The sequence below is a fragment of the Promicromonospora sp. NPDC050880 genome, assembly GCF_044456525.1.
GTDB lineage: Bacteria > Actinomycetota > Actinomycetes > Actinomycetales > Cellulomonadaceae > Promicromonospora.
Genome location: NZ_JBITFV010000030.1, coordinates 12,156 through 33,049 on the forward strand (window position 1 = coordinate 12,156; position 20,894 = coordinate 33,049).

Annotated in this window: 18 protein-coding genes; 11 read left to right on the forward strand and 7 right to left on the reverse strand. The window is 68.9% G+C overall.

Features of this window, described 5'->3' with window-relative positions; genetic code table 11:
- Window positions 1-80: 80 nt before the first annotated feature.
- Window positions 81-1,382, reverse strand: a complete 1,302-nt coding sequence (locus tag ACIBBF_RS25455) for an MFS transporter (protein WP_397419035.1) — start codon at window positions 1,380-1,382, stop codon at window positions 81-83.
- Window positions 1,379-2,455 carry a PLP-dependent cysteine synthase family protein gene (locus ACIBBF_RS25460; RefSeq protein WP_397419036.1) on the reverse strand — a complete coding sequence of 359 codons (1,077 nt, stop codon included), beginning with the start codon at window positions 2,453-2,455 and terminating at the stop codon, window positions 1,379-1,381. Before ACIBBF_RS25460 ends, ACIBBF_RS25455 begins: the two co-directional genes overlap by 4 nt.
- A gap of 810 nt (window positions 2,456-3,265) precedes the next feature.
- On the opposite strand from ACIBBF_RS25460, the gene ACIBBF_RS25465 reads away from it, so the two are divergent.
- Window positions 3,266-4,816: a multicopper oxidase family protein gene (locus ACIBBF_RS25465; protein ID WP_397419038.1), complete on the forward strand. Its 1,551-nt coding sequence runs from the start codon at window positions 3,266-3,268 to the stop codon at window positions 4,814-4,816.
- Between the two features lie 46 nt (window positions 4,817-4,862).
- Here ACIBBF_RS25465 and ACIBBF_RS25470 read toward each other — a convergent pair whose 3' ends face one another.
- From ACIBBF_RS25470 to ACIBBF_RS25485, 4 genes are read right to left on the reverse strand one after another with little or no spacing between them, the layout of a single operon-like run.
- Window positions 4,863-5,993, reverse strand: coding sequence for a sensor histidine kinase (locus tag ACIBBF_RS25470; RefSeq protein ID WP_397419040.1), 1,131 nt, complete (start codon window positions 5,991-5,993; stop codon window positions 4,863-4,865).
- Window positions 5,990-6,715 (reverse strand): response regulator, encoded by a 726-nt coding sequence (locus ACIBBF_RS25475; RefSeq protein WP_397419042.1) that lies wholly within the window; start codon window positions 6,713-6,715, stop codon window positions 5,990-5,992. Before ACIBBF_RS25475 ends, ACIBBF_RS25470 begins: the two co-directional genes overlap by 4 nt.
- A complete protein-coding gene (locus ACIBBF_RS25480) occupies window positions 6,712-7,017 on the reverse strand; it encodes a hypothetical protein (RefSeq protein ID WP_397419044.1) in 306 nt (101 codons plus the stop codon). The genes ACIBBF_RS25475 and ACIBBF_RS25480 overlap by 4 nt, the downstream gene beginning before the upstream one ends.
- A gap of 14 nt (window positions 7,018-7,031) precedes the next feature.
- On the reverse strand, window positions 7,032-7,481 hold the full coding sequence (locus ACIBBF_RS25485) for a hypothetical protein (RefSeq protein ID WP_397419046.1): 450 nt from the start codon (window positions 7,479-7,481) through the stop codon (window positions 7,032-7,034).
- Window positions 7,482-7,817: 336 nt separating this feature from the next.
- On the opposite strand from ACIBBF_RS25485, the gene lnt reads away from it, so the two are divergent.
- Window positions 7,818-9,455, forward strand: a complete 1,638-nt coding sequence (gene lnt, locus ACIBBF_RS25490) for an apolipoprotein N-acyltransferase (protein WP_397419048.1) — start codon at window positions 7,818-7,820, stop codon at window positions 9,453-9,455.
- 756 nt (window positions 9,456-10,211) lie between these two features.
- Here lnt and ACIBBF_RS25495 read toward each other — a convergent pair.
- Window positions 10,212-11,306, reverse strand: a complete 1,095-nt coding sequence (locus tag ACIBBF_RS25495) for a metal ABC transporter substrate-binding protein (RefSeq protein ID WP_397419050.1) — start codon at window positions 11,304-11,306, stop codon at window positions 10,212-10,214.
- A gap of 998 nt (window positions 11,307-12,304) precedes the next feature.
- On the opposite strand from ACIBBF_RS25495, the gene ACIBBF_RS25500 reads away from it, so the two are divergent.
- The 9 genes from ACIBBF_RS25500 to ACIBBF_RS25540 all read left to right on the forward strand — a co-directional run bounded on the left by ACIBBF_RS25500 (window position 12,305) and on the right by ACIBBF_RS25540 (window position 20,765).
- Window positions 12,305-12,514 (forward strand): heavy-metal-associated domain-containing protein, encoded by a 210-nt coding sequence (locus ACIBBF_RS25500; protein WP_397419052.1) that lies wholly within the window; start codon window positions 12,305-12,307, stop codon window positions 12,512-12,514.
- 41 nt (window positions 12,515-12,555) lie between these two features.
- Complete coding sequence (locus tag ACIBBF_RS25505) at window positions 12,556-13,482, forward strand: heavy-metal-associated domain-containing protein (RefSeq protein WP_397419068.1); 927 nt, start codon at window positions 12,556-12,558, stop codon at window positions 13,480-13,482.
- 43 nt (window positions 13,483-13,525) lie between these two features.
- Window positions 13,526-15,799: a heavy metal translocating P-type ATPase gene (locus ACIBBF_RS25510; protein ID WP_397419054.1), complete on the forward strand. Its 2,274-nt coding sequence runs from the start codon at window positions 13,526-13,528 to the stop codon at window positions 15,797-15,799.
- 49 nt (window positions 15,800-15,848) lie between these two features.
- On the forward strand, window positions 15,849-16,127 hold the full coding sequence (locus ACIBBF_RS25515; protein ID WP_397419056.1) for a YHS domain-containing protein: 279 nt from the start codon (window positions 15,849-15,851) through the stop codon (window positions 16,125-16,127).
- Window positions 16,128-16,290: 163 nt separating this feature from the next.
- Window positions 16,291-17,436, forward strand: coding sequence for an FAD-dependent oxidoreductase (locus ACIBBF_RS25520; protein ID WP_397419058.1), 1,146 nt, complete (start codon window positions 16,291-16,293; stop codon window positions 17,434-17,436).
- A gap of 66 nt (window positions 17,437-17,502) precedes the next feature.
- Window positions 17,503-18,018 carry a carboxymuconolactone decarboxylase family protein gene (locus tag ACIBBF_RS25525; RefSeq protein ID WP_397419060.1) on the forward strand — a complete coding sequence of 172 codons (516 nt, stop codon included), beginning with the start codon at window positions 17,503-17,505 and terminating at the stop codon, window positions 18,016-18,018.
- A 38-nt stretch (window positions 18,019-18,056) separates the two neighbouring features.
- The gene (locus ACIBBF_RS25530; protein ID WP_397419062.1) at window positions 18,057-19,373 is read left to right on the forward strand and encodes an MFS transporter; all 1,317 of its coding nucleotides are present in this window, start codon (window positions 18,057-18,059) and stop codon (window positions 19,371-19,373) included.
- A 177-nt stretch (window positions 19,374-19,550) separates the two neighbouring features.
- Window positions 19,551-19,940 (forward strand): hypothetical protein, encoded by a 390-nt coding sequence (locus ACIBBF_RS25535; RefSeq protein ID WP_397419064.1) that lies wholly within the window; start codon window positions 19,551-19,553, stop codon window positions 19,938-19,940.
- A gap of 252 nt (window positions 19,941-20,192) precedes the next feature.
- Window positions 20,193-20,765 carry a DUF305 domain-containing protein gene (locus ACIBBF_RS25540; protein ID WP_397419066.1) on the forward strand — a complete coding sequence of 191 codons (573 nt, stop codon included), beginning with the start codon at window positions 20,193-20,195 and terminating at the stop codon, window positions 20,763-20,765.
- Window positions 20,766-20,894: the final 129 nt, after the last annotated feature.

A 20,894-nucleotide genomic window follows, 5' to 3' on the forward strand; every position in this document is an offset into this window, starting at 1 on the left:
CCTGTCAAGCGCTCGCTCGGGCCCGAGGCCAAGGGGCAGGCACCAGGTGCTTGCCCGCCCCTTGGCCTCCAGGTCCGGGATCAGGCTGTCGCGGGCCGTAGCTCGGCCGAGGCCGTTGGCGTCGCGAGCCTGCCCGTTCGGTGCAGGCCGTACACAGCCGCCGCGCACGCGAGACCGAGCGCGACGAGCGTGATCCACGGCAGCGCGGGCATTCCCGCGCTACGGGCCGCGTCCAGGGATGCCCCCGTGAGCAGGTTGCCGAGCGTGATGCCGACACCGCAGATCGTGTTGTAGAGCCCGTAGTGCGTGGCCACGAGGTGGTTGCCGGAGAGGCGGACGATCATGTCCATCTCGAAGGGGTAGGCGATCATCGTGCCGACCGCCAGCAGCAGTGCGGTGAGCGTCGGTGGACCCGCCGCGAGCAGCCACAGTCCCGCACCGGAATCGGGAACGGGCACGGCGGTGGCCAACACCAGCGGGACGAAGGCGAGACCCATGACGACCAGGCCGCGGACCAGTGCCTGGCCGGGCTCGTACCGAGCGCGACACCAGGCGGTCACCCTGGTCTGGCCCATGATCGTGCTCAGTCCGGAGACCGCGAAGAGCATCGCGACCGCCGCCGTGCCGGGCTCGCCGTCTCCACCGAGCCGTCGGACCTCGAGCGGCAGGGCCAGGTAGACCTGGAACGTGAGGACGTACGAGCCGATCATGGCGCCGGAGAAGAGCAGGAACGGCCGGTTGGCGAAGATGCCGCGCCACCGTGCCAGGACACCCTGCCGGCTGTCGCCGTCCGGCCCTGCCGGTTCCTTCTTCCGGGCGGGCAGAGCGCGGATCTGTACGACGCTGAGCAGCGCGAAGATCCCCGCCGACACCAGGCAGGTGACGCGGAAGTCCACACCGGTCAGCAGCATTCCCACCAGCGGACCCAGCAGGATTCCGGCCTGGTAGAAGACGTTGAACAATGCGAACGCCTCGACCTTGCGCTCCCCCGCGTCGGCGGCGAGGTACGCCCGGACCGCCGGGTTGAACAGCGCCCCGGCGAGCCCGATCGCCGCGGAGGCGGCGATCAGCGCGGCCAGCGAGTCGACCAGGCCGAGCGTGGCAAAGCCGACCGTGCGCAGCATACAACCGGCCACGATCAGCGGCTTGTAGCCGAACCGGTCGGCGAGCGCACCGCCGACGAGGAACATGCCCTGCTGGCTGAAGTTCCGCACGCCGAGGACGAGTCCGACGACCCAGCCCGCCAGTGCGAGAGTGCCGGACAGGTGGGCCGCCAGGTAGGGCATCAGCATGTAGAAGCCGAGGTTGATGCTGAACTGGTTCATCATCAGCAGCTGGGTGCTGCGCTCATAGGTGCGTACCTGTGCGAATGTGCTCTTCATACCGGCAGGCCCGCCAGGGTGAGCGGGTCGATCACGTTGGTGCACCTGGTCCAGCGGGTGACTTCCTTCTCGTCCACGCGGCCGATCGTCTCGGGTTCGGCGGCCGGTGGTGAGTCGAGCAGGCCATGGGCGGCGCAGTAGTCGTCGTCGAACACCGTCCCGAGATAGCGCTGCGGGCCGTCGGGGAAGACCGCCACGATCCGGATGTCGGCGGGCATGGTCCTCGCCAGCCATCCCGCGACCAGGGCGACCGCCCCCACGCTCCACCCGCCGCTGGCGTAGTGCGAGGCCGCCAGCTGCCGACACGTCCACACCGCCTCGGCCGGGGCTACCCAGTGCACCTCGGAGAAGTTCTCGTAGGCGACGTTGCGGGGGTAGATGCTCGACCCCAGGCCCCGCATCAGCCTCGGTCGGGCCGGCTGCCCGAAGATGGTGGAGCCGATCGCGTCCACCCCGACCACCTTCAGGTTTGGGTAGAGCTGCTTCAGGACGCGGGAGACGCCGGCCGAGTGCCCGCCGGTGCCCACGCTGCACACCAGCACGTCGATGTGACCCAGCTCGGAGGCCAGCTCCAGCGCGAGCGGTGTGTAGGCGGCGACGTTGTCGGGGTTGCTGTACTGGTCCGGGCACCACGAACCGGGGTGTTGTGTCATCAGCTGCGCCACGCGGTCACGGCGGGCCTGTTGCCAGCCGCCTGTGGCGTGGGGCTCGGCGACGACGTCGACCGTGGCGCCGTACGCGGTCAGCAGGCGGACCATCGAGGTCTCCAAGCCCGGGTCGGTGACCAGGGTGACCGGGTGGCCGTAGACCATCCCGGCGAGGGCCAGTCCCAGGCCGAGTGTGCCGCTGGTGGACTCGATGATCCGGGCGCCCGGCCGTAGGTCGCCTCGGGCGCGGGCCCGCTCCACCATGTGCAGCCCGGGACGGTCCTTGATTCCCCCGGGATTGAATCCCTCCAGCTTCGCCCAGAAGCCGCGGTCCACGGAGGTCAGCGGCTCGGACACCCGCAGCAGCGGTGTGTCCCCGACCAGAGCCGACAGGGCGGACCGTTCAGGCGTGACAGCAGTATTCATAGTGACTGCACCTCTTTGCTCTCGTTCGATGAATGCGCTACGTGCGTGCTCATCTCGCGCCACGGTCACAAGGCCCAGAGCGGGCTTGCGGAGCCGTTGCGCGGCAGCCGGTACTGATGTGGCTGCGATCGAGAGGTCTAGACGCGCCAGCGGGAGGTGCGGACGAGCACTGCCCGGCCAGTGCGGGTCCTTCGGCGCGTGGGCGGTCCACTGCGTGCCTGCGGTCGGCCCCGAACTGCAGAGGGATCGACGAGCGGAACCCATCCCGCACCCGACGCCGGGTGCTCTTCGGCTTGGACCGTCGTGCGGACGGCGCCGTCCGAGGGGCATTCGTCGTCCTCGTGGGGATGGGGCTCGGGCGGCACCGCATCGTCGACCGCTGACGTTGCTGAAGCGGTCCCGGGCGGTGCCGGCAAGTCTGTCTCGTTCGTCGGCCCGGCGTGTGCTACGGCGCACAGGCCGATCGCTATCAGCAGGCTCACCAGCGCCAGCGAGCTGAACGCGCGCAGCCATCGTGCGCTGACCAAGGCGCGCTGGAAGGGAGACTGCGAATGGGGGCGTGGCGGCACTGGTCCTCCGTGCACCACCGCATCCGGCCACGGGGGCCGAGCCGTTTTCACCCGGTGAGGCTAACTTCGATGATGACTTCTCGCAGGCTTTGACGCGAATAGAGCCTTCTCGCCTCCGTTTCTCGGCGGCAGCAGCGCCGAGCGCCGACCACCGGACGGCACTCTTAGGCAGATCTTCATCGAAAGACGACCTCAGATGCAGTCCAGGTCGACGACGGTGGAGTGCGTGAGCAGAAATCCGATGCCTTCGATGACTCGCCGTACCTTCGTTCGCGGCATCGCCGGCCTGGCCGGCACTATCGCGATCGGCGGCCTCGCGGCCTGCGGCACCACCAGTTCCGGTCCGAAGTCGGTGGGCCCGCGGTCGGCCGCCGTACTGGAGGCCGAGCGGGCGCGCCGGGTCGCCGGCCGCTCGACCGTGACCGCCCGGCTGACGCCGCGGCCGGTCACAGTCGATCTCGGCGGCCGGACCGTCAAGACCTGGGCCTACGGCGACGAGCTGCCCGGGCCGTTGCTGCGGGCGACGGCGGGTGACCTGCTCAAGGTCACCGTCGACAACCAGCTCCCGGCCGAGACCAGCGTGCACTGGCACGGGCTTGCCCTGCGCAACGACATGGACGGCGTCCCGCACCTCACGCAGGACCCGATCACTGCCGCCGGTTCGTTCGCCTACGAGTTCGTCGCGCCGCACCCGGGGACGTACTTCTATCACCCGCACACCGGCGTCCAGCTCGACCGCGGCCTGTACGGGGTGCTGGTGATCGACGACCCGGCCGAGCCGGGCGACTACGACGACGAGTGGGTGGTCGTGCTCGACGACTGGATTGACGGCACCGGCCGGACCCCTGACGACGTCTACGCCGAACTGACCAAGAACAACGGTTCTGGCGGGGAGGGCTCCGGCGACTCGATGGAGGGCATGGATCACGGATCCATGGACATGGGCGATGACATGGATATGGAGGACATGCCCGGCATGGAGGAGTCGATGAGCTCGCCGCTGCTCGGCGGAGCCGGCGACGTCGACTACCCGCACTACCTGGTCAACGGCCGCATGCCGGACGCGCCGCAGCAGCTCACGGCCCGGCCCGGGCAGCGGGTCAGGGTCCGGTTCGTGAACGCCGGCACGGACACCGCGTTCCGGGTCGCCGTCGGCGGGCACCGCATGACGGTTACCCACAGCGACGGCTTCCCCGTCACGCCGGTGACCACGGACGCTCTTCTGATCGGGATGGGCGAACGCTTCGACGTCACCCTCACCCTTGGCGACGGGGTGTTCCCGCTGGTGGCGTCCGCGGAGGGGAAGAAGGGCCACGGGCGTGCGCTCGTTCGGACGGGCGGGGGCCGCGCACCGTCCGCGGACGCGAAGATTCCCGAGCTGAGCCGGCGAGTGCTGCTGGGCACCGACCTGACCGCCGCGGATTCGGTGCTTCTCCCGGCTGCCGAGGTGGACCGGCGGCATGACGTCACGCTCGGCGGATCGATGAGCCCGTACCGGTGGACCCTCAACGGCGCCGCGTTCCCGGACTCGCCCGCGCTGCCGGTCCGGTCGGGCGAGCGGGTGCGGCTGCGGTTCGTCAACGAGACGACGATGTTCCATCCGATGCACCTGCATGGTCACACGTTCGGCCTGGTCGACGGCGGGGCTCGCAAGGACACCGTCATCGTCCGACCGAAGGAGACGCTCGAGGTCGACTTCGACACTGACAACCCCGGCCAGTGGGCGCTGCACTGCCACAACATCCTGCACGGCGAAGCCGGCATGATGACCAGCCTGTCCTACGGCACCTGACCAGGACGCCCGCGCCGCCGTCCGGACGCCGCCTGCGCGCGACGTTTCAGGCGGTGGGTCCGCGCTCCGGGAGCCCGACGGCGAAGGTCGCGCCCCGGCCGGCCCCGTCGCTGTCGGCGCTGATCGTCCCGCCGTGGGCCTCGACCAGCGCCTTGGCGATCGCCAGCCCGATGCCGGAGCCGCCAAGCCGCCAGTCGCGCGCGGTGTCCACTCGGTAGAACCGCTCGAAGACATGCGGCAGGTGGGCGGCGTCGATCCCGTCGCCAGTGTCCGCGACGGTGAGTCGCAGCCCGCCGTCGTCCGCGCGTGCCGCGCCGACGCGCACGATTCCGCCCGCGGGAGTGTGTAGCAGGGCGTTGTCCAGGAGGTTACCCAGCACCTGGCCGATGCGGTCGCGGTCGACGACGACGTCGGGCAGGCCGTCGTCGACGTCCACGACGAGGCGGACATCGCGGGCCGCGAACCGGCCCGCGGCGGAACGGGCCGCCACGGTCAGCAGCCCGGCGGGGGCGGTCGGCTCCGGGTGCAGGGCGAGATCGCGGCTCTCCGCCCGGGTGACGGCGGCGAGATCGTCGGCGAGCCGGGACAGCCGGGACCCCTGCGCGCGCAGGACGGCGATGGTGTCCGGGGTCAGAGACGCCACGCCGTCCTCGACGCCCTCGAGGTAGGCGGTGATGGTGGCGACCGGGGTGCGCAGCTCGTGGGCGACGTCGGCCAGCAGCCGACGGCGCAGCGCATGGCTGTCCTCGAGCCGGGCGGCCATGTCGTTGAACGCCACGGCGAGGTTGTCGAACTCCGTGCCGATCCCGGGAGCGGGCACTCGCGAGTCGAACCGTCCGCCGGCCACCCGTGCGGCGGCGGTGGACAGCGCGCCCAGCGACCTGCCGATCCGCCGGGTGAGGAACAGGCTGACCGCCAGCGAGGTCAGCGCCGCGGCGCCGAGCGCGAGGCCCAGCGACGTCGTGCTCGCGGACCGGAACGCTTCCTCCGCGTGCAGCACCGCGGCGGCGTCCTTGTCCAGGCCCGCGGCCAGCATGTGCCGGTGGAAGATGCCGGGTCCGATGGCCACGACAACCAGCCAGGCGGTCAGCCCGCCGATCACGACCACGAGTGCCATGGCGACCAGCAGCCGGCCGGCGAGCCCTGGCCTCCTGAACCTGCCCCGGGCCGCCGTCATGTGCCCAGGCCGATCCGGTAGCCCACGCCGCGGACCGTCCGCACGAAGCGCTGCTCGGCGGCCGTATCACCGAGCTTCTGCCGCACGTGCAGCACGTGTACGTCCACCAGATGCTCATCGCCGACCCAGCCCTCGCCCCAGACCGCCTCGATCAAGGCCCGCCGGGTGAAGACCGCCCGGGGACGGGACGCGAGGGCGGCCAGGATGTCGAACTCCGTGCGGGTCAGCAACACCGGGTCGGCGTCCACGTGCACCTCGCGGCCCTCGAGATCGATCCGCAGCCGGCCGACGGTCACCGGCTCGGGTCCGGGCTCGGCAGCGCGGACCGCCTGGGCGATGCGCCGAGGACGGCGGAGCAGCACCCCGACCCGGGCGGCCAGCTCGCGCGGGCTGAACGGTTTCGTCACGTAGTCGTCGGCGCCGACGGACAGGCCGACCAGGGTGTCGACCTCCTCCGCGCGGGCCGTGAGCATCACGATGTAGCAGTCGGAGAAGGTGCGCACCTGGCGGCACACCTCGATGCCGTCCAGGCCGGGCAGCCCCAGGTCCAGCACGATGACGTCCGGGTCGACGGCGCGCGCGGCCTCCAGTCCGCCCGGACCGTCGAACGCCTGGTGCACCTCGAGCCCGTCGCGCTCCAGATAGCCGGCAACCAGGCGAGCGAGGTCCTGCTCGTCGTCAACCACCAGGGCACGCCGGGCCGGCGGCGGAACAGCTGTCATGGAATCTCCGCCACCGCCGTGCTCATCGTGATCTGACGATCGCAAACCTCCGTCGTGAGCGTGGCTGGCGCGGTGTCCTTGCCCTGGCAGGGGTTATGGGCCGACGCCGGTTCGGGAGCAGGCAGTACGAGGACTGCACCGAGCACGACCACCGCTGCCGCGGGGGCAGCCGGGACGGCGAAACGCCGGAGTATGACCACCGCGAACAGGACGGTGACCGGCAGCGCCGTGATCGCCACCGCGTCGGCGGCTGGGCTCGCCAGCCCGGTCAGCGGTTCACGAAGTTCTCCCTGATAAGCCAACTGACCAAATGGGGCTATGGCGCTGTGACGGGTCGGAGGCCGATGAACTTCATCCGATCTTCGCCGTAGAAGCAGGTCTGCAAGGCGAGGTCGCCGTCGAGTCCGATGAGGTCGTGTGTAGTAGCCCAGGTCTTCGGGGTGTAGCGGATATCGACGACCTCGTAGATCTGGTCGCTGCCCTCGATACGGACGTTCTGCCCGGTCTCCCAGGGCAGGATGGCATCTCCGTCGCACGAGTTGTGTGCCGCCCAGACTGGCGGCACGTCATCGTGTGCGTAGGACTTCATCTCAGTGAACGTGCCGTCGCACCGGTCGAGTTCGGGTATACCACCGGAGGCTCCCAATCGAATGGTCGGAACTTCGCCGGTGAAGCGTTCGCGGGTGGTGTCGATTACGCCATCGGTAGTGGTTTTCATCGTTCCGTATACCCTTTCGACCGCCTGCGGGGCGAAGAAGTTGCCCACGCTGAGCGACCCTCCGGCGGCGAGTAACAGGCCTCCAATGAGACCGACCACGGTTTCTATCCGACGGTGCCGGGACCTGCGTGCGTGCCGCCTATGCGGTGCCGCGACCGAACGTATGAACGCCATGACCACATCATGCCCGCAGAACTACTATTCTGCATAGTTGACAGTGTGGAATCGTGGGAGTCGCCGACGCCACCCCGCGACGATCGGACACCAGCCGAGTATGGACGGATCAAGCCCTTGACACGAACAGTCAATCCGTGGCCAACGAATCGGTTCGCCGACGCCGCCGCCGGGCCGCACCGACGAGGGCCGCGCCGGACCGCACACGCGATGGTGGACGCCGAACGTCCGCTCGTAGGGTTGCCGGTGGCGCTCGTCCTGGCAGTGGCCGGGGGGCTCGCGCTCGATGCGTCGTTCCCCGCACTCGGCTGGTGGCCGCTCGCTCTTGTCGCTGTCACGCTCGCGCTGGTCTCGCTCATCGGGCGGACCGTGTGGGGCGGGGTGCTCGTCGGTGCGGCGTTCGGTGCGGCGTTCTACTTCCCCCACCTGTCGTGGGCAGCGCGGTTCCTCGGCGACAACCCTCTCGGCTGGGTGCCGTGGGTAGCGCTGGCGACCGCGGAGACCCTCGTCCTCGCGGCGCTCTCGCCGCTCGTCGTGCTCGCCTACCGGTGGCTGCCGCGCTGGCGTGACACCCGCACCGTGCGACTGCTGGTGCTCCCGGTGCTGGTGGCAGGGGCGTGGACGGCCAGGGAGCTCGTCCTGGGCTCCTGGCCCTACGGCGGCTTTCCCTGGGGGCGGCTGGGGATGAGCCAGTCGGAGAGCCCGATGGCTCCGGTCGCGTCCTGGCTGGGCGTGTCCGGGCTCGGCTTCCTGATGGTCGTCCTGTGCGCGGGGGCGGTCGAGGCCGCCCGGTGGGCCGCTCGCGAGCGGGCGGTGCGGCGAGCCGACGGCACGGCCCGCACGCGGTTCGCCGGTGGCCTGGCGGGGGCGATCCCCGTGGGTTCGCTGGCCCTGGCCATGCTGATCGTTCCCCAGTTCCCGACCGACGACGCCGGCACGATCCGGGTCGGTGCGGTCCAGGGCAACGGCCCGGCCGCCTACGCGGACGAGCGCGCGGCGCACGACGTGCTCGAGTCACAGCTCGCGGCCTCCGCGCCCCTGACGAGCGAGCCGGTGGACGTGGTGCTGTGGCCGGAGGGCGGCGTCGACAGCGACCCTGCCGCGCAGCCGGGTACCGCGCGGGCCCTGAGCGCCGCGGCGGCCTCCTACGGAGCTCCGGTCCTCGTCAACGCCGCGTCCGGTGTCGGAGACCTCTTCTACAACACCTCGTTCCTGTGGACGGAGGACGGCGCTGAGGCGACGCACGCGAAGCGGCACCCCGTCCCCTTCGGCGAGTACGTGCCGGACCGGGAGGTGTACGGCGCGATCGCGCCCGCTCTCGTGGGCCTCCTCCAGCGCGAGTACACCCCCGGTGCGGACTCTCCGGTGCTCGACCTCGACCAGGCGAGCGTCGGGCTGGCGATCTGCTTCGACGTGGCCTTCGACGACGTCATCCAGGAGGGCATCCGCGACGGCGCGCAGGTGTTCATGTTCCAGACCAACAACGCCGACTTCCGTGGCACCGACGAGAACCTGCAGCAGGTCGCGATCGCCCGCATGCGTGCGATCGAGACCGGGCGCAGCGTCGTCAACGTCTCGACGACGGGCACCAGCCAGATCTTCGCGCCCGACGGGAGCACGGTCCAGGCGCTCGCGAGCGACGAGGCGGGGCTGATGGTCGAGGAGGTCGAGCTCCGCGACGGCCTCACCGCAGGGGTCGCCCTTGGCCCGTGGATCCAGGGGATCCTCCTGTGGGGGACCGTGCTGAGCCTGGCCGTCCTGGCGGTCCGCGTCCGACGGTCGTCGAACCGGCCGCGCGGCGATGCCGAACCTGTCAGGGAGGCTGGCCCCGCGGTCTACCCGGTCTGACCAGCTCGGCCGCTTTCGGGGCCAGCACGACTCCCTGCGCGCCGGCCTGGGGACGGTGGTTCCACATCGTTAGCTTCTCGTTGCAGTACTGCCCACCATGATCCTGACACGTCGCTTCCGCTCGCTCCTGGCCGGGTTCCCGGCAGCGAGCAACGGCCGTGGTCACTTTCATGCTCCTTGTTCTTGCCGTCATGGAGGTGCACATGGCGTGCAGCGCGCACCCGGACGAGCACACCGGCGGCGCCGTGCAAGCCCATGGAGGACATGGGCACGGTGGTGAGCACCCGTGCAGCGGCGGCGAGGCACTGGCGGTGCACGACGTGGCGACGGGTCAGGTCGACGTTGTCGAGCCAGGTGACGACGGCGTTATCCCTGCCCACCAGAACGAGGACCTGGCTCGGTCGGGAGGGTCTGCAAGATCCCCGGGTCGGCCGGGTCGGCGAGAAGCTGCCGGGCGATGACGCTGCTGGCGATGAGTGGAGAGAGCACCAGCGCCGACGACACGGCGTGCAGGCTCGCCGCCAGCATGAGCCAGCCACGTACCCGGCGCAGCAGCGAGGTGATGAGGCTCGGCGGAGTGGAGGTGTGTTCGCGCGGGAGTCACTCAGCTGATGCCGGTCCAGCGCCGTCGTGGCGAGCCGCTACGGATCGGTGCTGTGACCGGCTGGTGAACGTGCGACGGTTGAACGGGGGAGTACGAATACATGGAAGCCCGCACCAGTGGTACGTGGTGCGGGGCTTCGCGTGGCCGTTCGGTCAGGAGCAGGCGAGGCCGTCGGCGAGGGCGTCGAGGTTGGCCTCCATGACGTCGAGGTAGTCGGCGTCGGCAGCGGTCTGGCCTTCCACCGGGTCCAGGGTCGCGGTGTCCACTCCGAGGTCGGACGCCAGGGCCTCGGCCGCCTGGGGGTCGGCGATCGTCTCGACATAAATCGTCGAGACGTCATTGGCTCGCACGATCTCGCGGATCTCGCGGATGCGAGCGGGCGCGACCTCGGACTCGGGGTCGATCCCGGCGATGCCGACGAGGCTCAGGTCATAGCGGCCGGCGAGGTAACCGAACGCCTCGTGCGAGGTAACCAGCGTCGCGTCGGCGCATGGCGCGAGCCGTTCGGTGTACTGCTCGTCCAGTGCGACCAGGTCCGCGTCGAGTGCCGCGGCGCCCTCTGCGTAGGCATCGGCATTGTCCGGGTCGACCGCAGCGAGCTCGTCGGCGACCTGCTGCGCGACAGCGGCCAGCCGGACGGGATCGAGCCAGAAGTGCGGGTCCGTCCCTGCATGCTCGTCCTCGGCGCCCTCCTCGTCGGCGTGCTCCTCGGCGGTCTCGCCTTCGTGGCCGCCGGCGGGGTCCTCTTCGAGCTCCGCGGCGCCGCTGGCGTCCACGACGTGCTCGGGCTGGCGCTGCTCGACGCCGTCGTCGACGGCCGGCTGGAACCCGGAGAGGTAGACCACCAGGCCAGCATCCCCGATCGCGCGGACCTGAGCCGGGGAAAGCTCCAAGTCGTGCGGCTCGGCGGACGGCGGGGTGAGGTTGTCGACCGTCACGTGCTCGCCACCTACTCGCTCGACGACATACTGCAGCGGGTAGAAGGAAGCGAGCACCTGGACAGTGCTCGCCTCGTCGGTACCGTCGGGCACGGCTGAACCGCACGCCGTGGCGGTCAGGGCAAGAGCGGTGATCGAGCCGGCCGAGAGCAACCGTGATATCTGCATGGACGCATAGTCAGGTAAGTGAGAATGAAAGTCAACATCATCTTGCGCCAAGCGGGCGCACCTGACCGAGCGGCTCCGGGCAACCAAGCCCTTTTCCGCCGTGCCCACCGCAATCACGGTCGCGGTGGTCGGCGCGATCACCAACCTGGCGCTGGGCCTGCGGTGAGGCCCCGTAGGCACAGTCGGCGCAGGCAGGGGCTATCTGTGAAGTCTCACAACATCGGGACACTTTGGTCTCTGCGTGCCCGGTACGGGCATGGGCCTGTGATCGACGTTCGCTACCGCCCCGTTGCATCGCGGTATCGAACGGTGCCACCACTGGGCTGACCTTCGAGTCCGCCTGGCGCCCACACGCTTGCCGTAGTCCGACAGTAGGCCGGACGCAGAACCGGCCAAGTACGGTCCGAGACCTCCCATACCTCCCCCGCTCTTGCGCGAGTGTTGCGCGGTCCACGGCGACAACGTGGGAGCTGTTGCCTCTTGTGCTCCTCGTCGAGATCGCCCTCGCTGTCGGTGAGCGGGACGAGTTCCCTCGGTTCGGCAGCGAGGGCGTAGGTCCATCGTCGCATCGCGCGACAGGACCGGGAGGAGCCACCTACTTCCAGAAGACCAGGTCGGGCACGTAGCCAGACAGGTTCTCGTGGAGTGCCTCGAAGGCGTAGAGGTGCGCCGTTGCGATCCAGGGGATCCCCCGTTCCTCCTTCGGACGAGGCGCATATGTCGGGTCGTCCGCTGACGGAAGGGCAAAGCGTGCTTACGCAGGGATGGCGGCTTCGCGCAGCGTTCGCCAAGAGGGGGTCAGGCGCCCGCCGGTTCGTCCAGCACGTGATCGGCGACGGTCACGTGGGCCCGATCTTGGTGAAGATTTTGTGCCCGAGTTGTCCACAGGATCTTGGGATGCCGAATGGCGGATTCGCAGGGATCCAGTTTTCGCCCTGGTGACGGTTCGGGCGAATTTCGGGCGGTTTTTCCTTCTGCTGGATGACAGAACTCGCCCGGCGTTCTGGTAGGGCCTGTGCGGCGACTGCTCCTGCTGTGTGCTACGTCACAGACACGCCTGCTTGCGAGGCTACCCACCGGGGGTATAGCTTCGCAGGACCGATACCCCCTAGGGGTATATCTGACGAGGAGGATCCGCGATGGCTACGAACGAGTACCAGGTAACGGGCATGACCTGCGGGCACTGCGAGATGTCGATCCGCGAAGAGGTGGAGCAGATCGCCGGCGTCGAGGACATCCAGGTCAGTGCAGAGACCGGCAAGCTCGTCGTCTCCGGGTCTGGTGACGTCGACGACGCCAAGGTCCTGGCTGCCGTCGAGGAGGCCGGCTACTCGGCGGTGCGGGCCTGATGGAAACAGGAACACGACTAGCTCTCTACGGTGCGGGGTTGGTGGTGGCGTTCGGTGGTGCATTCGGCATCGCGGGCGCCGCTGTCCCGGACAGTGCCGTAGCGGCATGGACGGAAGGCAGCGAGATGAACAACCACAGCGCAGGCCACGGTTCAACACACGACACGGCGGAGAGCCTGAAGGGCCTCTCGATCAGTGCGGGCGGCTATGTGCTGTCGCGGGTGGCCGCACCGGGGTCCACCGGAACGGCGGGGGACCTGACCTTTCAGGTTCAGGATCCCTCCGGGCAGGCCGTGACCGACTTCGCCGTTGCCCACGACAAGGATCTGCACCTGATCGTGGTGCGGTCGGACGGCGCCGAGTTCCGTCACGTACACCCGACGCTCGACCAGGCCACCGGCACCTGGTCCATTCCATGGGAGTGGAGCCGGGCCGGCACCTACCGGGTCTACGCCGACTTCACGCCGGCCGGTGAGAACGCCTCGGGGGTCACGCTCACCCGCACCGTGCAGGTCGCAGGTGACGTCACTCCCGTCGAGCCGGAGCCAGCGAGTGTCGACGAGGTCGACGGGCTCACGGTCTCCCTCGACGGCGAGCTGGTCGCAGGCTCGACGAGCGACCTGACGATCTCGGTCTCTCGAGACGGTGAGCCGGTAACCGCGCTCCAGCCCTACCTGGGAGCGTTCGGCCACCTCGTCGCACTGCGCGAAGGCGACCTGGCCTACCTGCATATCCACGCCGAGGGAGCCGAGCCGCAGCCCGGTGACACCTCAGGGCCCGAGATCGCCTTCATGGGCGAAGCGCCCACGGCGGGCAGGTACTTGCTGTACCTGGACTTCCAGGTCGACGGCGAGGTCCACACCGCCGAGTTCGTCCTCGACGCCCCCCACAGCGACGGAAAGTCCGGAGCGGAGACCGCCGACGAGGGGACTGCCGCCCACGGCGACTCGCACTCCGAAGACCACTGATCCGTCCGCGTCGCGGTCACCCAGCTTGAGAGAAGGAGAAGAGATGACCACCACAGCACCACCGGCAGGTGGGCCGGGTATCGAGCTTGAGGTCGGCGGGATGACGTGCGCCTCCTGCGCGATGCGGATCGAGAAGAAGCTGAACAAGCTCGATGGAGTCTCTGCCACGGTGAACTACGCGACCGAGAAGGCAAAGGTCACCGTCCCCGCCGGATACGACCCCGCGCTGCTGATCGCCGAGGTCGAGAAGACCGGCTACACGGCCGCGCTCCCCAAGCCCAAGAACGCCGAGGGCGGCCCTGCTCAGGACTCAGGTGACAAGGACACCACTGATCCCGAGCTGACCTCCCTGCGGCAGAGGCTGATCGGCTCCATCGTGCTTACCGTTCCGGTCATCGCCATGGCAATGATCCCTGCCCTGCAGTTCGACTACTGGCAGTGGCTGTCGCTGGCCTTGGCCGCACCCGTGATCGTGTGGGCGGCGTGGCCGTTCCACAAGGCCGCATGGACAAACATCAAGCACGGCGCGGCGACGATGGACACGCTCATCTCGATGGGCACCTCCGTCGCGCTGCTCTGGTCCCTCTACGCCCTGTTCTTCGGCACCGCAGGCGCCCAGGGAATGACGCACCCGTTCGAGCTCACGATCGCACCCTCGGACGGAGCAGCGAACATCTACCTCGAAGTCGGTGCAGGGGTGACGATGTTCATCCTGGCCGGCCGGTACTTCGAAAAGCGGTCCAAGCGGCAGGCCGGTGCTGCGCTCCGCGCCTTGCTGGAGCTCGGAGCAAAGGAGGTCTCGGTGCTGCGCAACGGCGCCGAGACCAAGATCGCAGTCGCCGACCTGCAGGTCGGCGACGAATTCATCGTCCGTCCGGGCGAGAAGCTCGCGACAGACGGTGTGATCATTTCCGGTACCTCCGCCGTCGATACCTCGATGCTGACTGGAGAATCGGTCCCGGTCGAGGTCGCAGAGGGCGACGCCGTCACCGGCGCCACGGTCAACTCCGGCGGACGCCTGGTAGTACGTGCGACCCGGGTGGGTTCGGACACGCAGCTCGCACAGATGGCCCAGCTCGTCGAGGACGCCCAGACCGGCAAGGCTGAGGTGCAGCGCCTCGCCGACCGCATCTCCGGCGTCTTCGTGCCGATCGTGATCGCGATCGCCTTCGCAGCGCTCGGTGCCTGGCTCGGCGCCGGATTCCCGGCCGCAGCAGCCTTCACCGCCGCGGTCGCAGTGCTGGTGATCGCGTGCCCGTGCGCCCTGGGGCTTGCCACGCCGACCGCCTTGCTCGTCGGTACGGGCCGAGGTGCGCAGATGGGTGTTCTGATCAAGGGACCAGAAGTGCTCGAGTCCACGCGCAGGATCGACACGGTCGTGCTCGACAAGACGGGCACGGTCACCACCGGCAAGATGACACTCGTCGACGTCATCACCGAGACCGGCGTTGACCGCGCCGAGCTGCTGCGCCTCGCCGGCGCCCTGGAAGACGCCTCGGAACACCCGATCGCCCAGGCGATCGCGAAGGGCGCCACCCAGGAAGTCGGTGAACTCCTGACGCCGGAAGACTTCGCCAACGTCGAAGGAAAGGGTGTGCAGGGCATCGTCGACGGGCACGCCGTGCTCGTCGGCCGAGAGTCGCTGCTGGCCGAGTGGTCACAGCACCTCAGCAGCGAGGCCGCGTCCGCCAAAGCCCACGCGGAGGACGAGGGCAAGACCGTCGTGGCCGTCGGCTGGGACGGACAGGCGCGCGGCATCTTCGTGGTCGCCGACACCGTCAAGCCCACCAGCAAGCAGGCGATCTCCGAGCTGAAGGCCCTCGGCCTGACCCCCATCCTGCTGACCGGCGACAACACGGCGGTAGCCCGCCAGATCGCTGCCGAAGTGGGCATCGACGAGGTCATCGCGGAGGTTCTCCCCAGCGACAAGGTCGACGTCGTCGCCCGGCTTCAGGACGAGGGCAAGACCGTGGCGATGGTCGGCGACGGCGTCAACGACGCCCCCGCGCTCGCCCAGGCCGACCTCGGTCTGGCGATGGGCACCGGCACGGACGTCGCGATCGAGGCGTCCGACATCACCCTGGTGCGCGGCGACCTACGGAGCGCAGTCGACGCCATCCGGCTCTCGCGCAAGACCCTGAGCACGATCAAGACCAACCTGTTCTGGGCGTTCGCCTACAACGTCGCGGCCATCCCGATCGCCGCGCTCGGCATGCTCAACCCCATGCTCGCGGGAGCAGCGATGGCGTTCTCGAGCGTCTTCGTCGTCGGCAACAGTCTGCGCCTGCGCGGGTTCAAGAGCGTCGCCACACGGTGACCCTGTTGAACCCATCCACCCCACCGAAGACGAAAGGGACCAACCCCACATGACAAACGAACCCCAGGCTGCCTCGAGCTGTTGCAGCACCGGCGGTCACGCGTCCAACCCGGCCGTCGCAGCCGGCAGTCGCGAGAGCCTGCTCGCCCCCTCCAGCAACGAGACAACCACCTGCCCCGTCATGGTGGGCAGCCCCGTGGTCAAGGCCGTGGCAGAAGCCGCCGGCCTGTACCGGGACCACGACGGCAAGCGCTACTGGTTCTGCTGCGCCGGTTGCGGGCCTGCCTTCGACGCAGACCCCGCCAAGTACGCGGCAGCGATGGCCTGACAGCTGACAGCGGGGGTTCTTGGCGCACCAGGAACCCCCGCGCCATCGAAAGCATCGCGCTATGGCTGTAGAAGCAGACGCGGCGCCCGACTCGTGCGCTCCTCACCACGTGGCCCACAGCACGGTCCGGCAAACCTTCGATAACCCGACAGGAGCTCGACGCATGACTAGCAAACGAGTCGTGATCGTGGGCGCGGGAGCGGCGGGCATCTCTGCCGCACGCGTCCTAGCAGGCCACCCCGACGTGACGGTGACGATGATCGCTCGCACCGGTGAAACTCCGTACAGCAGGATGCTCATCAAGGGCGTCGCCTATGGGCCCACACCGCCTGAGATGATCCGGCTGCCGTTGCCCCCGGTCGATCTGGTCACCGACACCGCGGAGCGCATCGCCACCGATCAGATGTACCTCCAGCTTGCCTCGGGAACACGTATCGGTTTTGACGCACTGATCATCGCCACCGGCAGCGCCCCACGTGGCCTGGACCGTGCAGTGGCCGGCGCCGATGCTGCCGCTGCTGCGGACCGGATCGCCACGCTGCACTCGGTCGAGGATGCTCTCCGGATCAAGGGTGCCCTGCAGCGACACGGCTCCACCCGGGTAGCGATCTATGGGGCCGGCCTGATCGCGTCGGAGGCATCGTCGACCCTCAGCGGCGACGGACATGACGTCACGCTCATCGCCCGCAGCGCGACGCCGGGCGTCTCCACCTTCGGTGCGGCGGTCGCAGAGCGAGTTGCGGCTGATCACCTCGCGCACGTCAAGACTCATCTCGGCCGCACCATCAGCCAGGTCGATGTCGGCGACATCGGCCTGAGCATCGGTCTCGACGACGGCTCCGCCGTCGCCGCAGACCTCCTGGTGCTTGCCCTCGGGACGACACCGACCGGGCCCGCGCCATGGTCCGACGGCGTCGACGTCGACGACCGGCTCCGCACGGGCATACCCGGCATCTACGCGGCAGGGGGTGTCTCGACGCACCAGGACGACATTCTGGGCAGGTGGCGCATCGATCACTGGGACGACGGAACGGCACAGGGTGCCCATGCCGCCACCGTTGCATTGCACGACTTCGGCTTTGGCAGTGACCCGGGCCCGTACAGGCCGCGCAGCCCCTACGTGTCCATGATCTACGGCAGAGCGATCGCCGGGGCGGGGTACACCGGTCATCCGAACACGCAGCTCGTCGACGGCGATGACTTCCTCGTCACCCACGTCCACAACGACATGGTCGTAGGAGTCAGTGGCATCGACGCCGTCGCATCCGTGTACCGATGGGGGCCACGTCTGCATGGGGTGCAGGACTGAAAGCAAGCAGAGGTACCGCCGACGGCTCGTCCGGCCCACCGATCTGACGCAAGACGAAGGAGAAACATGCCTCGCCTGTCCAGGCTGACGCCCGAGACAGCCACCGGAGCGTCTCGAGACCTGCTCGCGGAACTGGTCGATCGCCACGGCAGTGTCGGTGACATGGTGTCGACGATGGCGCACTCACCGGCAGTCCTCGGCGGCTACCTTCAGCTCAGTAGAGCGATGAGGCGCACCAAGCTCGACCGCAAGATCAGCGAGCGGATCTCTATCGCCGTCCAGGTGGAGCAGGGGTGCGGTCTGTGCCTGGAGTCCCACGTCGCTGCCGCTCGGAACCTTGGCATTGACGAGAGCGAGATCGAGCTTGCCTGGGACGGTACGTCCGCCGATCCGGGTATGGCGGCGATCATCGCACTCGGGCTGCAGGTCTACCGCGAGCCGACGGCGATCACCGACGAACAGTTCGCGACCCTGCGAGCCTACGGCTACCGCGACCGGGAGATCGCCGACGTCGTCGGCGTCGTGGCACTCAACGTGCTCACCGGAGCATTCAACCTCCTCGCCGGGCTCACGCTGGACTGACCGCGCCCAGACGTCCGCAGGAAGAGAAGGAGACCACCATGCGTTTGTTCGCGATTCGCGACTATCGGCACTTGTTCGGTGCCCAGGTCATCGCCTTGTTCGGCACGGGGCTCGCGACTGTCGCTCTCGGACTGCTTGCGTACGAGCTGGCCGGCCCCAGTGCCGGCGCGGTACTCGGTACGGCGTTGACGATCAAAATGGTCCTGTACGTCCTGGTGGCGCCGCTGGTCGCCGCCTATGCCGATCGTCTGCCGCGGCGAGCGTTCCTGACCTTGCTCGACGTGGTTCGTGCCGCGGTGGTGCTACTCCTGCCGTTCGTCACCGAGGTCTGGCACGTCTATGTCCTGATCGGTGTCCTGCAGGCCGCGTCGGCGGCATTCACCCCGACATTCCAAGCCGTGATCCCGGACATCGTGCGAGAGGAGTCCGACTTCACCCGAGCGCTGTCGGCGTCCCAGGTGGCCTACACGATGGAGAGCCTGCTGAGCCCGGTGCTTGCGGCAGTCGCGCTCGCGTTCATGACCTTCAACTGGTTGTTCGTCGGGACGTCGGTCGGGTTCGTGGTTTCAGCGGTACTGGTGCTCTCCACCCGCATCCCGAATGCCCGTCCGAGCGGTCAGACGCGAGTCTGGGACCGGGTGGCGTCGGGCATCAAGACTTTCGTCACGACGCCGCGACTGCGGGGAGTCATGGCGCTCAATCTGGTCGTTGCCGCGGCCGGGTCGATCGTGGTCGTCAACACGATCAACTACGTCCGCGACGAGCTGGGCGGCCAGCAAGCCGACGTCGCATGGATGCTCGCTGCCTCCGGAGGCGGCACCCTGCTGGTCGCGCTCGTCCTGCCGCGCGTGCTCGACCGAGTCTCCGATCGCACGGTCATGATGGCCGGTGGGATCGTCCTCGTTGTCGGAGTGTTCGCTGCAGTGACGATGGCCTTCACCGGGACCGCCGTATGGGCGGTCACGGCGCCCATCTGGGTCGTCATCGGCGCCGGGATGGCACTGGTCGTCACCCCCACGGGGAGGGTCATTCGTGCCTCCGCCACATCCTCGGAGCTGCCTGCGGCTTTTGCGGCCCAGTTCTCCCTGTCGCACCTGGCCTGGCTGGTCACCTATCCGATTGCCGGATGGGTCGGGACGAGCCTCGGCCTTGCGCCGGCCTGGTCGATTCTTGCGGTCCTCGCCACCATCGGCGCAGTCTCGGGCCTGGCCCTGTGGCCGCGCGACCGCACAGCCGCGGCTCTGCCACGAGAGACAGCCCGTGAGGGGAGTGACGGACGGGACTCCCGCGACGAGGCGAGAAGTGCGCAGGGCACTCTCGCTGCCTGCCAGTGCGCGTGCTTGCGCACCGTATAGGTTGCGGGGGCACCCGCTCCCGCTCGCCCGGGCTGTCGCCTACGAGATGCGGTCAACGGTCAAAGCGACGCCGATGAACGACGTGTCCCTGATGACGAGGAACCTGTCCGCAGGGAGTGCGTCGACCGGTGTTGTGGGCGGTTTCATACAGACCCGCGGTGGGATAGCCTCCGTGCCGTGCGCGTGATCTCGCTCCTCCGTTCGGTGGTCGCCGGGCCTCGGCAACGCCCGATCGGCGCGTTAGCGATCCTGACGGTGATCGTCGGCGTCGTCACGATGCACTCGATGAGCGGGTCACCAACCTTGCACATGCACCACGTGCCGCAGGAAGCGTCGGTCGTCCCCGCTGAGCGACCTGGGACGGAACAGGCTCTGGCGGAGCAGCGTGCCGCCCAGCAGGCGACACCGCTGGGTGCCACGGCGCCGCAGGCCAGTACCCTCGTCGACATGTCGGCGGCCCAGACGCCGGACGGCGTCACCGCCGGTCAACTGGGAACAGGCGTCTGCTACGACGGGTGCGGCGGACACGACCTCGCCACGGCGATGTGTCTCATGATCCTCGTCTGATCCTCGTCGCGCTCCTGGCCCTCGTCGTGCCCGCCCGGCGTCTCCTGTGGCGGGCCCCGATCGAACGGTCGATGCCGCTCCTGCTGGCACCCGCCGGAGCCAGCGCCCTCGGCGCTCCTTCGTTGCACGAACTCTGCATCTCTCGGACGTAGACCCAGGCTCGGCGCCCACCCGCGCCGACCCAACAGCCTGCCGTGCCCCAGCGCGGTCGGGCCAGTGAGCGCTATCCGAGACGAGTTAGAGGAATACCCCATGAAGCGCACCCTTATGTCTGCCATCGCCCTGGCCGGAGCCCTTGCCCTGACGGGCTGCTCAGGATCCGAGGAGCCCACGCAGGACACCGCGACCGCGGCCAGCGAGCAGGCGGAGCACAACGACGCGGACATCATGTTCGCGCAGATGATGATCCCGCACCACGAGCAGGCGATCGAGATGGCTGACCTCGTCCTGGCCAAGCCCGACGCCGACCCCCAGATCACCGAGCTCGCCAACCAGGTCAAGGCAGCTCAGGGCCCGGAGATCGAGGTGCTCGGCCAGTGGCTGGACGCCTGGGGCGCCGAGCGTAGCTCGGAGCACTCCGGCCATGCCGGGATGGACGGCATGATGTCGGAGGAGGACCTGCAGACGCTGAGCGACGCAGCCGGCCCCGAGGCGGACCGTCTCTTCCTCGAGCAGATGATCGTGCACCACGAGGGCGCAGTCGAGATGGCCGAGACCGAGATCGAGTCAGGCCAGGACGCGGACGCGATCGAGATGGCGCAGACGATCGTCGACACGCAGCAGGCTGAGATCGAGACGATGGAAGGCCTCCTCGCCTCGATGTGACCCACGGGTGGTGGGGCGGCGGGGGGCGGCGCCCCCCCCCCCCCCCCACCAATCGCCCAGCCCCGGCGGGGGTTGGGGGCGGCGCCCCCAAGAACCCCCCCGCCCCAAAGTATATTTTGTCGGGGAAGG

Coding starts and splice junctions, on each gene's coding strand:
- ACIBBF_RS25530 (WP_397419062.1), top strand. CDS start 18,057: ATGCGTTTGTTCGCGATTCGCGACTATCGGCACTTGTTCGGTGCCCAG.
- ACIBBF_RS25465 (WP_397419038.1), top strand. CDS start 3,266: ATGCCTTCGATGACTCGCCGTACCTTCGTTCGCGGCATCGCCGGCCTG.
- ACIBBF_RS25540 (WP_397419066.1), top strand. CDS start 20,193: ATGAAGCGCACCCTTATGTCTGCCATCGCCCTGGCCGGAGCCCTTGCC.
- ACIBBF_RS25475 (WP_397419042.1), bottom strand. CDS start 6,715: ATGACAGCTGTTCCGCCGCCGGCCCGGCGTGCCCTGGTGGTTGACGAC.
- ACIBBF_RS25525 (WP_397419060.1), top strand. CDS start 17,503: ATGCCTCGCCTGTCCAGGCTGACGCCCGAGACAGCCACCGGAGCGTCT.
- ACIBBF_RS25500 (WP_397419052.1), top strand. CDS start 12,305: ATGGCTACGAACGAGTACCAGGTAACGGGCATGACCTGCGGGCACTGC.
- ACIBBF_RS25515 (WP_397419056.1), top strand. CDS start 15,849: ATGACAAACGAACCCCAGGCTGCCTCGAGCTGTTGCAGCACCGGCGGT.
- ACIBBF_RS25460 (WP_397419036.1), bottom strand. CDS start 2,455: ATGAATACTGCTGTCACGCCTGAACGGTCCGCCCTGTCGGCTCTGGTC.
- lnt (WP_397419048.1), top strand. CDS start 7,818: ATGGTGGACGCCGAACGTCCGCTCGTAGGGTTGCCGGTGGCGCTCGTC.
- ACIBBF_RS25470 (WP_397419040.1), bottom strand. CDS start 5,993: ATGACGGCGGCCCGGGGCAGGTTCAGGAGGCCAGGGCTCGCCGGCCGG.
- ACIBBF_RS25510 (WP_397419054.1), top strand. CDS start 13,526: ATGACCACCACAGCACCACCGGCAGGTGGGCCGGGTATCGAGCTTGAG.
- ACIBBF_RS25520 (WP_397419058.1), top strand. CDS start 16,291: ATGACTAGCAAACGAGTCGTGATCGTGGGCGCGGGAGCGGCGGGCATC.
- ACIBBF_RS25455 (WP_397419035.1), bottom strand. CDS start 1,382: ATGAAGAGCACATTCGCACAGGTACGCACCTATGAGCGCAGCACCCAG.